Source organism: Actinoplanes sp. NPDC048796 (assembly GCF_040650035.1).
Lineage (GTDB): Bacteria > Actinomycetota > Actinomycetes > Mycobacteriales > Micromonosporaceae > Actinoplanes.
Genome location: NZ_JBEZGO010000002.1, coordinates 537,129 through 547,559, shown reverse-complemented (window position 1 = coordinate 547,559; position 10,431 = coordinate 537,129). Strand labels below are relative to the sequence as shown.

13 protein-coding genes are annotated in these 10,431 nt (G+C 69.9%); 6 read left to right on the top strand and 7 right to left on the bottom strand.

Going from position 1 to position 10,431, the window contains the following annotated elements; all coding sequences use genetic code 11:
* Positions 1-195: 195 nt before the first annotated feature.
* The 3 genes from AB0C26_RS10835 to AB0C26_RS10825 are packed head-to-tail and all read right to left on the bottom strand — an operon-like array spanning position 196 to position 3,271.
* The gene (locus tag AB0C26_RS10835; RefSeq protein WP_360245074.1) at positions 196-1,440 is read right to left on the bottom strand and encodes an acetyl-CoA C-acetyltransferase; all 1,245 of its coding nucleotides are present in this window, start codon (positions 1,438-1,440) and stop codon (positions 196-198) included.
* Positions 1,441-1,493: 53 nt separating this feature from the next.
* Entirely contained in the window at positions 1,494-2,285 is a 792-nt protein-coding gene (locus AB0C26_RS10830; protein ID WP_360245071.1) for an SGNH/GDSL hydrolase family protein, read from the bottom strand.
* A 14-nt stretch (positions 2,286-2,299) separates the two neighbouring features.
* Positions 2,300-3,271 carry an SGNH/GDSL hydrolase family protein gene (locus tag AB0C26_RS10825; protein WP_360246512.1) on the bottom strand — a complete coding sequence of 324 codons (972 nt, stop codon included), beginning with the start codon at positions 3,269-3,271 and terminating at the stop codon, positions 2,300-2,302.
* A gap of 158 nt (positions 3,272-3,429) precedes the next feature.
* Here AB0C26_RS10825 and AB0C26_RS10820 point away from each other — a divergent pair, with 158 nt between their 5' ends.
* Positions 3,430-3,774 (top strand): YkvA family protein, encoded by a 345-nt coding sequence (locus AB0C26_RS10820; protein ID WP_097319274.1) that lies wholly within the window; start codon positions 3,430-3,432, stop codon positions 3,772-3,774.
* 3 nt (positions 3,775-3,777) lie between these two features.
* Positions 3,778-5,136: a cystathionine beta-synthase gene (locus AB0C26_RS10815; protein ID WP_360245068.1), complete on the top strand. Its 1,359-nt coding sequence runs from the start codon at positions 3,778-3,780 to the stop codon at positions 5,134-5,136.
* A 25-nt stretch (positions 5,137-5,161) separates the two neighbouring features.
* Here AB0C26_RS10815 and AB0C26_RS10810 read toward each other — a convergent pair whose 3' ends face one another.
* The gene (locus AB0C26_RS10810) at positions 5,162-6,106 is read right to left on the bottom strand and encodes a trypsin-like peptidase domain-containing protein (protein ID WP_360245065.1); all 945 of its coding nucleotides are present in this window, start codon (positions 6,104-6,106) and stop codon (positions 5,162-5,164) included.
* Between the two features lie 169 nt (positions 6,107-6,275).
* On the opposite strand from AB0C26_RS10810, the gene AB0C26_RS10805 reads away from it, so the two are divergent.
* Positions 6,276-6,557 carry a hypothetical protein gene (locus AB0C26_RS10805; RefSeq protein WP_360245062.1) on the top strand — a complete coding sequence of 94 codons (282 nt, stop codon included), beginning with the start codon at positions 6,276-6,278 and terminating at the stop codon, positions 6,555-6,557.
* 264 nt (positions 6,558-6,821) lie between these two features.
* Here AB0C26_RS10805 and AB0C26_RS10800 read toward each other — a convergent pair whose 3' ends face one another.
* Both AB0C26_RS10800 and AB0C26_RS10795 read right to left on the bottom strand, forming a co-directional pair.
* A complete protein-coding gene (locus AB0C26_RS10800) occupies positions 6,822-7,115 on the bottom strand; it encodes a hypothetical protein (RefSeq protein ID WP_360245059.1) in 294 nt (97 codons plus the stop codon).
* Positions 7,116-7,239: 124 nt separating this feature from the next.
* Positions 7,240-7,617 carry a hypothetical protein gene (locus tag AB0C26_RS10795; protein ID WP_360245056.1) on the bottom strand — a complete coding sequence of 126 codons (378 nt, stop codon included), beginning with the start codon at positions 7,615-7,617 and terminating at the stop codon, positions 7,240-7,242.
* A 148-nt stretch (positions 7,618-7,765) separates the two neighbouring features.
* On the opposite strand from AB0C26_RS10795, the gene AB0C26_RS10790 reads away from it, so the two are divergent.
* Together AB0C26_RS10790 and AB0C26_RS10785 are read left to right on the top strand one after the other, a co-directional pair.
* Entirely contained in the window at positions 7,766-8,239 is a 474-nt protein-coding gene (locus tag AB0C26_RS10790) for a hypothetical protein (protein ID WP_360245053.1), read from the top strand.
* 110 nt (positions 8,240-8,349) lie between these two features.
* Positions 8,350-8,673, top strand: coding sequence for a hypothetical protein (locus tag AB0C26_RS10785; protein ID WP_360245050.1), 324 nt, complete (start codon positions 8,350-8,352; stop codon positions 8,671-8,673).
* Here AB0C26_RS10785 and AB0C26_RS10780 read toward each other — a convergent pair.
* Positions 8,670-8,876: a hypothetical protein gene (locus AB0C26_RS10780; protein ID WP_360245047.1), complete on the bottom strand. Its 207-nt coding sequence runs from the start codon at positions 8,874-8,876 to the stop codon at positions 8,670-8,672. The two genes, AB0C26_RS10785 and AB0C26_RS10780, sit on opposite strands and share 4 nt — an antisense overlap.
* Positions 8,877-8,994: 118 nt before the next feature.
* On the opposite strand from AB0C26_RS10780, the gene AB0C26_RS10775 reads away from it, so the two are divergent.
* Complete coding sequence (locus tag AB0C26_RS10775) at positions 8,995-10,422, top strand: CYTH and CHAD domain-containing protein (RefSeq protein ID WP_360245044.1); 1,428 nt, start codon at positions 8,995-8,997, stop codon at positions 10,420-10,422.
* The last annotated feature ends 9 nt before the right edge of the window (positions 10,423-10,431 follow it).

The following is a 10,431-nucleotide window of genomic DNA, read 5'->3' as shown; positions in this document are numbered from 1 at the left end:
CGGGCCGGTGAAACAGCCGGGGCGGAACCATCGGGCTGGTAGAACAGCCGGGCCGGTAGAACAGCGCTGAGCCGCCAAAAACAGCGCAAAGACAGCGCTGGGTCGTTGGAAGCAGCGCGAAGCCCCAGAAAATAAAGCCGCCGAGCCCGGCCGCTCGTGGCAGGCCGGACCCGGCGGGAATCCGGGGTGGGGCGTCTAGCTCAGGCGCTCCAGGATCAGGGCCATGCCTTGGCCGCCGCCGACGCACATCGTTTCCAGGCCGATGGACTTGTCGTGCCAGGCGAGCGAGTTCAGCAGGGTGCCGGTGATGCGGGCGCCCGTCATGCCGAACGGGTGGCCGACTGCGATCGCGCCGCCGTTCACGTTCAGCTTGTCGATCGGGATGCCCAGGTCCTGGTACGAGGGGATGACCTGGGCCGCGAACGCCTCGTTGATCTCGACCAGGTCGACGTCGTCGATGGTCATTCCGGCTCGCTTGAGGGCCTGCTTCGAGGCCTCGACCGGGCCCAGGCCCATGATCTCGGGGCTGAGCGCGGTGACGCCGGTCGACACGATCCGGGCCAGCGGGGTGATGCCCAGCTCGCGGGCCTTCGTATCGCTCATGATGACCACCGCGGCCGCGCCGTCGTTCAGCGGGCAGCAGTTGCCGGCCGTCACCCGGCCGTCGGGGCGGAAGACCGGCTTCAGCTGGGATACGCCCTCGATGGTGACGCCGGGGCGGGGGCCGTCATCCGTGGAGACGACCGTGCCGTCGGGCAGCGTCACCGGGGTGATCTCCCGCTCCCAGAAGCCGTCGGCGATCGCCTTCTCGGCCAGGTTTTGGCTGCGTACGCCGAATTCGTCCATTTCCTCGCGGCTGATCCCCTTGACCTGGGCGAGGTTCTCGGCGGTCTGCCCCATCGCGATGTAGACGTCCGGCAGCAGGTCGTCCTCGCGCGGGTCGTGCCAGGTCTTGCCGCCTTCGGCGTACGACTTGGTGCGGGCGTGGGCGTCGGCGAACTTCGGGTTCTCCCAGCCGCCGCCGACCTGCGCGCGCAGCTCGGGCGGGAGGCCGTCGGAGTTGCCCCGGGCGAACCGGGAGACGGTCTCGACGCCGGCCGAGAGGAAGATGTCGCCCTCGCCGGCCTTGATGGCGTGGAACGCCATGCGCGTGGTCTGCAGCGACGACGAGCAGTACCGCGTGACGGTGGCGCCGGGCAGGCCGTCGAGGCCGAGCTGGGTGGCGACCACGCGGGCCATGTTGAAGCCCTGCTCGCCGCCGGGGAGCCCGCAGCCGAGGTACAGGTCTTCGATCAGGGTCCGGTCGAGCTGCGGCACCTTGTTCAGGGCGGCGTCGATGATGGTGGTGGCGAGGTCGTCGGGGCGCAGGTCCTTCAGCGAGCCTTTGACGGCGCGGCCGATGGGCGATCGGGCGGTGGCGACGATGACGGCTTCCGGCATGCAGTCAATTTAACTCGCCGGTAACTTTCATCGGAAGTGCAAATTTGTCACACCTACTGCACCGACGACATCGCGGCCTTGACCACCGCCGGGTAGAGCGCGTGGGCCCATACCCGGTAGCCGTCGGCCGAGGGATGGAAGCCGTCGTAGCAGAGCGTCCCGGCGTCGGCGCGGAACACCGCGCCCGTCTCCTCGGCCAGGTCGACCACCGCCCCGCCGGCCGCGGTGACCGCCTTGGCCTGGGCTTTCGCCATGCGGCGGCCCATCAGGCCGGCCATCTGCCGCAGCGGGGGAGCGATCGCCCGCAGCGCGCCCAGGTCGGGGCAGGTGCCGACGACGACCCGGACGCCGGCCTCGCGCAGGCGGCGCACCGCCGTGCCGAGCTGGGCCGCCGACTCCTCGGGGCTGCGCAGGCTGGTCGCGTCGTGCGCGCCGATCAGCACCACGGCCACGTCGGGCCGGTCGCCGAGCAGGGCCCGGGCCACCTGGGTGCCCAGGTCGGAGGAGCGGGAACCGGCCACGCCCACGCTGGAGAGCAGCACGTGGCGCTCACCGGTGTCGGCCGTGCCCTCGGCGAGCAGGCGGGCGAGCTGACCGCCGACCGTCTCGGAGAGCCATTCCACGCCCACCCCGATCGCGGCCGAGTCGCCCAGCAGCACCAGGCGCAGCTGGGGCGCCGACAGGCGGCCCATCGACGTGCGCAGGGCCAGGCCCATGGTCGGTTTCGCGTACCGCCGGGCCTTGGCCGCGAGCACCTCGCCGACCATCAGGGCGGCACCGCCCACGGCGCCGGCGAGCAGACCGGTGGCCGCGGCCCTGCCGATCCGTGCGTTGAGCCCCGCCATCTCTCGCCTCCCTGCTATTGATCCTCTGGGGTCCACCCTACGGCGCTCGGCGCCGAGGTACGGCGGTGACCGAACCAGTGCCGCGTCTCGCCGAACCACGGGTGACGCCGCAGAACGGCCCATCGTCCCTGCGCGCTCACCTCCGTGCCGGCCGCCCGCACCGCCTCGTGCGCGGCCTCCTCCAGGCCGTCGACAGCGGCGGCGGGGCGGGGGGTGTCTTCGCCGAGGGCGGCCATCAGGGTCGGCATCACGACCGCCGCCGCACGGGCGTACCCCTCGACGGACGGGTGGAAACGGTCGGAGCTGAACATCCGTACCGGATCGGCGATGAACATCGGGCCGAGCAGGTTGCCCAGCGAGACCGTACGCCCGCCGGCCTCGACCACGGCGACCGTCTGGGCGGCCGCCAGGTCGCGGCTCCACTTGCGGGCCAGCCAGCGCAGGGGCGGCTTGATCGGCTGGATGGCGCCGATGTCGGGGCAGGTGCCGACCACGACGCGGCAGCCGGTGGCGCGCAGCCGCCGTACGGCGTCGCCCAGATGGCGTACGGCTCCGGCCCGGTCCGAATAGTGCGTGACGTCGTTGGCGCCGATCAGGATCACCGCGACCTCGGGCTCGTGCTCGAGGGCGGCGTCCACCTGGTACGGCAGGCCGGACGACATGGAACCGACCACGGCCAGCCGGTGCAGCCGCACGGGCCGGCGCAGCCGCCGTGACACGCCGGTGGCCAGCAGCGCGCCGGGTGTCTCGCGGGGACGGTGCACGCCGTATCCGGCGGCCGAGGAGTCACCGAGGATGACCATGGTGAGTGGCTTGCCGCCGAATTTCGCGCCGTAGACGCCGTCGCCCCGCGGCGGGGGCGCCTCGGCCATGGGGATGACGCGCCGCGCGTCCGCGGCCTGGCGCAACAGGAGACCGGCCGACACCGCGGTCAGCCCGGCCAGCGCGCCCGTCACGCCGCCGAGGACCCGCCCGGCCAGCTTGATCCGGCGCCAGTCGTCGGCGGTGATCTCGATGGTGCTCACGGGCTCCCTCGCTGTTGGGTCAAAACAACGTCAGTAGGGAATTACGAGGCTAACGCGCGACGGCGAGAGGTAATCATGGCGCGCCCAAGTCATGCTGGAGTAGCGGAGAGGGGAACACCATGGCGAAAACACTGAAACGTGCGGCGGCGTTCAGCGCCCTGACCAAGGCTCTCGTGTCCGGGGCCCGGGGCGGGCCGTCCCTGAGCAAGCGGGTCGCGGCCATTCCGCGCATGCTCAAGGCCACCGCGAGCGGCAAGTACGACGGCGGGATGCGCCTGGCCCTGATGACGGCGGCCACGGTGTACGTCGTCTCGCCGATCGACTTCGTCCCGGAGGCCTTCCTGTTCGTCCTCGGGCTGGCCGACGACGCCGTGATGGTCGCCTGGCTGGCCGGGGCGGTGCTGGCCGAGACCGAGCGCTTCCTGGAGTGGGAGAGGCAGCAGGACCGGATCGTCGTAGTCTAAAGCGTGCGCTACTACGACAACGTCGTCGACATCATCGGGGACACCCCCCTGGTCAAGCTGAACCGGGTCACCGAGGGCATCTCCGCCACGGTGCTGGCCAAGGTCGAGTACTTCAATCCGGGCGGTTCGGTCAAGGACCGGATCGCCCTGCGGATGGTGCTCGACGCCGAGGAGGCCGGCCTGCTCAAACCCGGCGGCACCATCGTCGAGCCGACCAGCGGTAACACCGGGGTCGGCCTCGCCCTCGTCGCGCAGCAGCGCGGCTACAAGTGCGTCTTCGTCTGCCCCGACAAGGTCAGCGAGGACAAGCGGAACGTTCTCAAGGCGTACGGCGCTGAGGTCGTCGTCTGCCCCACGGCAGTGGCCCCCGAGGACCCCCGCTCCTACTACAACGTCTCCGACCGGCTGGCCCGCGAGATCCCGGGCGCCTGGAAGCCGGACCAGTACAGCAACCAGGCCAACCCGCGCTCGCACTACGAGCAGACCGGCCCCGAGCTGTGGAAACAGACCGACGGCCAAATCACCCACTTCGTGGCGGGCGTCGGCACCGGCGGCACGATCACCGGTGTCGGGAAATACCTCAAGGAGCAGGGTTCGGTACGGGTCATCGGGGCCGACCCCGAGGGATCGGTCTACTCCGGTGGCACCGGCCGGCCGTACCTGGTCGAGGGCGTCGGTGAGGATTTCTGGCCGACGACGTACGACCGGTCGCTGGCCGACGACATCATCGAGGTCTCCGACTCGGACTCGTTCGAGATGACCCGTCGCCTGGCCCGCGAGGAGGGGCTGCTGGTCGGCGGCTCCTGCGGCATGGCCGTGGTGGCCGCGCTCGAGGTGGCCCGCAAGGCCAGCCCCGACGACGTCATCGTGGTCCTGCTGCCGGACGGCGGTCGCGGCTATCTGTCGAAGATCTTCAACGACGACTGGATGGCCCGGTACGGCTTCCTGCGTACGGTGGAGGGCCAGCCCACCGTGGCCGACGCGCTCGAGAGCAAGGGCGGCGCCATGCCGCCCCTGATCCACGTGCACCCCACGGAGACGGTCCGCGACGCCATCGACTACATGCGGGAGTACGGCGTCTCGCAGCTGCCCGTGCTCAAGGCCGAGCCCCCGGTGGTCACCGGGGAGGTGGCCGGCTCGATCGCCGAGAAGGCGCTGCTGGACGCCCTGTTCACCGGCCAGGCCCACCTGCACGACACGATCGAGCGGCACATGGGCGACCCGCTGCCGATGATCGGCGGCGGCCAGCCCGTCAGCGAGGCGGTGTCGATGCTGGAGAAGGCGGACGCCGCCATGGTCCTCGTCGACGGCAAGCCGGCCGGCGTGCTGACCCGCCAGGACCTGCTGGCTCACCTGTCCTGATCGTCGCGGTCGTGCCCGCCGGGGCTCACTCCAGCTCGGCGGGCACGGTCACCACGTCGACCAGGGCGTTCTTGCGCAGCAGGGTCATCGGCAGCTCCTGCCCGATGGCCGGGCCCAGCATGAGCCGCTGCAGCTCCTGCACGGTCTGTACGGGCTTGCCGCCGGCCGTGAGCAGGACGTCGCCCAGGTAGATGCCGGCCTTGCCGGCCGGGCTGCCCGGCACGACCTCCACCACGCGCAAGCCGAGCTTCTGGTCGATGCGCGCGGCCAGCTGCGGCGGCAGCGGGGCGGGCACGCCCGCGACTCCCAGCCAGGCGCGCCGCACCCGGCCCGAGGCCACCAGCTCCCCGACGATCGCGCGGGTGGTGGCGTTGATCGGCACGGCCAGGCCGAGGCCGTACCCGGCGACCGCGGTGTTGATCCCGACGACCGTGCCGGTCGAGTCGGCCAGTGCCCCGCCCGAATTGCCCGGGTTGAGGGCGGCGTCGGTCTGGATGACGCTGTCGATGATCCGCAGGCGGTGCCCGTCGCGGGCCGGCAGGGAACGCCCGAGCCCGGAGATCACGCCCGCGGTGACCGATCCGGCCAGGCCCATCGGGTTGCCCACGGCCACGACCAGCTGGCCGATCTTGAGATCGTCCGCGTTGCCGAGCGGCGCCGCGGGCGCGCCCGCGTTCTGCACGCGGACCACGGCCAGGTCGGAGAGCGGATCGGCGCCGACCACGTCGAACCTGGTCTCGGTGCCGTCGGCGAAGGTGGCCGTTCCGCCGTTGGCCCCGGCCACCACATGAGCATTTGTCAGGAGAAAACCGTCGTCGGTGAAGGTGACCGCCGATCCGGCGCCGGCGCCGCGGGCGGTACGGACCGACAGGGCGGCCACGGAGGGCAGAAGCTTGGTGGCGACGCCGGTCACCACACGGCTGTAGGCATCGAGCGCCCCGGATTCGACACCCGTGTGTTCGGTATCCATGACGGTCTCAACATTGTCCGTACGACCGTCGATGCCCGCCGCCCGTCCGCCCATGGCGAACACTTGTCCGTCACGCATAGTCGCCGCAGTCGCACAGAAAGTCCGACCGGGGGATGGCGCTGGGCGGTTGTATGAGTCGTGACGGACGTATGACGAACGGGGGTGAGGAATGGTCATCGCCGACAAGCCGGTCCCGGCCGACATCGTGGACCGCCTGCTGTGGCGCGACGCCCAGAGCATGCTCGGGCAGCACGCCGGTGCCGGCCAGGACGGGAACTGTGTCGGGTGTGGATGGCGCTGGCCGTGCGCCCCGCGGCGGCTCGCCGAGCGGGCCGAGGCGGCCTCCCGGCGGCCCTGGCGGGAAGCCTGGACCGTACGCCACGACCTGAACAGCATCCGGGCGCTGCCGGTCATGAACCATCGGCCACGCAACACCGGCTACTTCAACTGAATCTTCCGACGTCGCCGTCCGCTTGACCTCCCCCGGATTAGCAGCCCGGCGACGTCACCCCGGCGGTGAGTTCGCTGCGCCCCGCCAGCGCCGCGATCTCCCGCATCAGGACCCGCCCTTGAACCGGCCAGGATCGGCACGCCTCCGCCGGTCCAGCGCCTCCGGCCAGGCGCGACCCCCGGTTCGGGCGGGGCGGTTGGCGGGAGTGCGTGACCACAGGTTCCCCCGTTCCGCATCGGTCACGCGCTCCCGCCCAACCAACTGTCAGCAACTGATGATCGCGTAGCTCCCTCGCCCCTTCGTCCATTCCCACCCGGCACTGCGCCGGGCGTCGGCACGAAGACAGGGCGACGTCTCCGACGAGATACGCGACCAGTTGTAGACCCGGAATCCGAACGGCCCGACCCCGCAGGTATTGGTGCCGACCACCTTCTGTTTGGTGCTGAAGAACGGGCTGCTGTGCTTGAAGTCCAGACAGCCGCTGACGTCAGAATCGCTGAACGCCGAGGCGGGAGCCGCAAGACCAAGCACGAGCGCACCGCCCGCAACCACGCTCATAGCCGTACGGACGAGTGTGCGCTTAAGGGCCATGACCACTCCTCAAAACGGGGGATATCACCGCGAAATATCGCTGGCCCCACGATAAATAGCCGCCGCCCCGGCCACAGTCCCTCGCCGGCGGTCACCTGTTAAGAGCCCGATTCCAGCGGAACGGCCGCCCCGCTCCGGCCACGCGATCGCGTGGCCGGCCTGGTCTGGCGTCCAGCCCCTTCTCCGGCCGGCGCTGCACCACATTTGTCGGCTGATCTCGTCGATGATCGAGGTAGGGCGCGCCTGACGCGCGGTGCACCTCTCGGTGAACCGCGAGTACCGGGTTCCGGCTCTCGAAGACCGGCTCCCGGACGAGCGGATCGGCGCGCAGAGCCTCCCGGAGTGCGTCGCGCCGCTGCCCGGTGCTGCCCTGCCTCAGGGTGATCCCGACGTCGGTGACATCGTGGCCGAGCGCCGGCCAGCAGCCCATGGCGGATGACCCGGTCTCTCGATCGAACAGGTCCTTCAAAAGGCTTCCCTACGTGACTCGTTGGAGGCGGAGATCGGTCACATGCCACGACCCGAATCCACTCTGACCATCGGGGCCCGATGACCAATACAGCAGAGTCGCACAATAAAAAGGTTTTGGGTTTTACTGATCTTGCTACATTCGGTCGGTGACGAAACGGCTCGCTCTGTGGCTCGCCGCAGGCATGTTGGTGGCGATCAGCCTAAGGGTGAACGGCCGCGACGGCCTCGAAGCGCTGAGCTGGCTGTTTGCCATTGGCGGAACGGTCTATGTCGTCACGACCAATGTGCGCTCGCCAGATGCCGGCCGCGCGACGGAAACGGCCGTCGAGGTTCCGGCAAAAAATGAAGAATCCTCCATTGTGGCTGAGCCCGTCCCTGGCCACCTTGACAGTAAAACGCCAGAGCCAACCCCGAGGGAAGAGGAGCCGGTCGAGCCGAATCTCGGTAATGCCGGGAAAGCCCATGGGTGGTCGCAGCTACGCGCCCTCATCATCATGATCGTCATAGTCGCTGGATTGATCGCCGCCGCGGAATCGGCGGATTGGGGCGGCGGCGGCAGCGGTGGCAGCGGGAGAGACCCGAACTGCGTCCCCGGCTGGGGCAACTACTGCGCTCTATGATCACGCGCCGACCGGCCGGTGGAATTCATGCCTCTGGGTGTAAAAGATCGACATATCCCGACATGATCCGCACACTGGGGGTCCAGGAGCGGTACCGCGGGAGGTGAACCATGCCGTCCTTCTTCAACGACGAGGAGCGCCACGCCTGGGATCTTGGCGAGGCGCTGTCCGAGCAGGCCCGGGCCATGATGCGGGAGGCCGAGGCGGCGCTCGAGACGTGGAAGACCGGCAAGGAGATGAACCGGCTGCGCTGCGCCCGCAAGGGGATCAGCGAGTCGGATGCGGAGATCCGCTGGGCGGCGTCGGCCAACTCGAAGAACGCGCTGACGAACAACAGCTTCCACGTCGGGCTGGCGACGATGTATTACAGCGCGGCCTCCGCCGCCTATTCGCGCGCGCTCTACCTGCGCACCGTGCGCATGGCCGGCGTCTAGGCCTCGTCGTCCTCGACTCTGGTCGCCTCGGGGGACGCGGACGGGGCCGCGGTGGACGAGGACGAGGAGGACGCGGCGGATGAAGCGGAGGACGAGGACGGGGCAGCCGAAGCCGGGCCGGTGAGCGCGAGGCCGAGAACGGCGCCGGCGCCGATCAGGCCCAGGCCGGCCAGGGACACCGGACGACGGTCTTGCTTCTCCACGAGGTACCTCCCCAAAGAAGTGGCTTACCAAGATGCCCGACCAAGCTGAGATCTCGCTGTGCACAACCTGCCAAACAGTTCCCTGTGTCGTGCGGCGAAAGTCGGGCAACATGAATACATGGAGATCGCCAGCGAAACGGAACTCAAATACGACGTGCCCGACGGCTTCGTGTTGCCGGACTTCGCCGGCGAGGCGGGTGTCGCCGGCGCCGGTGGCGCCGAGACCCATGATCTCGATGCCACGTACTTCGACACGGACGAGCTGACCCTCCTGCGGCATCGGCGGACGCTGCGCCGGCGCAGCGGCGGCCACGACGCCGGCTGGCATCTGAAGACGCCCGGTGAGGGCTTCAGCCGTAAGGAACACCGGTTGCCGCTCAACGGCAGCGATCCCGACCTCGTGCCCGGCGAGCTTCAGGCAATGGTCCGGGCCATCATCCGGCGGCAGGACCTCAAGCCGATCGCCCGGCTGCGCACACACCGGGTCGAGACGCCGCTGAAGAAGGCCGACGGCACCACGCTCGCGCTGATCGCGCAGGACCAGGTGATCGCCGAACGCGACGGGCAGGAGCAGCGCTGGCAGGAGGTCGAGGTCGAGCTGGTCGACGGCAGCCCGGCCCTGCTGGCCAAGGTCGGGCGCCTGCTCGAGGACGCCGGCGCGCGGCCCGCCGCCGGTCCCTCCAAGGTCGCTCGCGCCCTCGGCAACCCGCAGCCCGGCAAAACCCCTAAGACCCCTAAAAACCCGGTTCTCGCGTACGTGCGGGAGCAGCGCGACGCGATCACCGGCTTCGATCCCGGCGTGCGCCAGGGTGAGCCCGACGCCGTACACAAGATGCGCGTCGGCACGCGGCGGCTGCGCAGCACCCTGAAGACCTTCAAGCGCAGCTTCGCCGGCGCCCAGGAGATCGGCGACGAGCTCAAGTGGCTGGCCGACCTGCTCGGCGAGGTGCGCGACGGCCAGGTGCAGGAGCAGAAACTGCTGGCCGGCATCGAGGACAGCCCGCGCTTCGCGCCGGTCGCCGCCCGCATCCGGCAGCATCTCGACGCCCAGGTCGAGCGGGGCCGGGCCGCCCTCGACGAGGCCCTGGAAAGTGAGCGCTACCTGGCCCTGCTCGACCGCATCGACCGGCTCGCCGAGCAGCAGACCACCGAGAAGGATCTGCTCAAGCAGGCCCGCAAGAGTCTGGCCAAGGCCGACGCCCTGCTCGACCGGGCGCTCGCCGACGGCATCGACCACGAATTGCATGACGCGCGGAAGGCGTACAAGAAAGCGCGTTATGCCGTCGAGGTTTTCGTCCCGGAGGCCGGAAAGCCGGGCAAGCAGCTGGTCAGCGCGCTGACCGACCTGCAGGACGTGCTCGGCGCCCACCAGGACTCGGTGGTCGCCCGTGAACTGCTCGAGGAGATCGGCCAGGGCGACGGCGACGCGTTCTGGTTCGGTGTGCTCTACGGGCGGCAGGAGCAGGTCGGCGTCGAGACCCACGCCCAGCTCCCGCCGGTGGTCGAGGACTCGCGGGGGAAGAAGCTTCGGGCCTGGATCGGCTGATGTTCACCT

Bases quoted from the DNA above. Each gene is read 5' to 3' on its own strand.
- AB0C26_RS10810 (WP_360245065.1), bottom strand. From the start codon at position 6,106: ATGGATACCGAACACACGGGTGTCGAATCCGGGGCGCTCGATGCCTAC.
- AB0C26_RS10805 (WP_360245062.1), top strand. From the start codon at position 6,276: ATGGTCATCGCCGACAAGCCGGTCCCGGCCGACATCGTGGACCGCCTG.
- AB0C26_RS10835 (WP_360245074.1), bottom strand. From the start codon at position 1,440: ATGCCGGAAGCCGTCATCGTCGCCACCGCCCGATCGCCCATCGGCCGC.
- AB0C26_RS10800 (WP_360245059.1), bottom strand. From the start codon at position 7,115: ATGAGCGTGGTTGCGGGCGGTGCGCTCGTGCTTGGTCTTGCGGCTCCC.
- AB0C26_RS10775 (WP_360245044.1), top strand. From the start codon at position 8,995: ATGGAGATCGCCAGCGAAACGGAACTCAAATACGACGTGCCCGACGGC.
- AB0C26_RS10820 (WP_097319274.1), top strand. From the start codon at position 3,430: ATGGCGAAAACACTGAAACGTGCGGCGGCGTTCAGCGCCCTGACCAAG.
- AB0C26_RS10785 (WP_360245050.1), top strand. From the start codon at position 8,350: ATGCCGTCCTTCTTCAACGACGAGGAGCGCCACGCCTGGGATCTTGGC.
- AB0C26_RS10830 (WP_360245071.1), bottom strand. From the start codon at position 2,285: ATGGCGGGGCTCAACGCACGGATCGGCAGGGCCGCGGCCACCGGTCTG.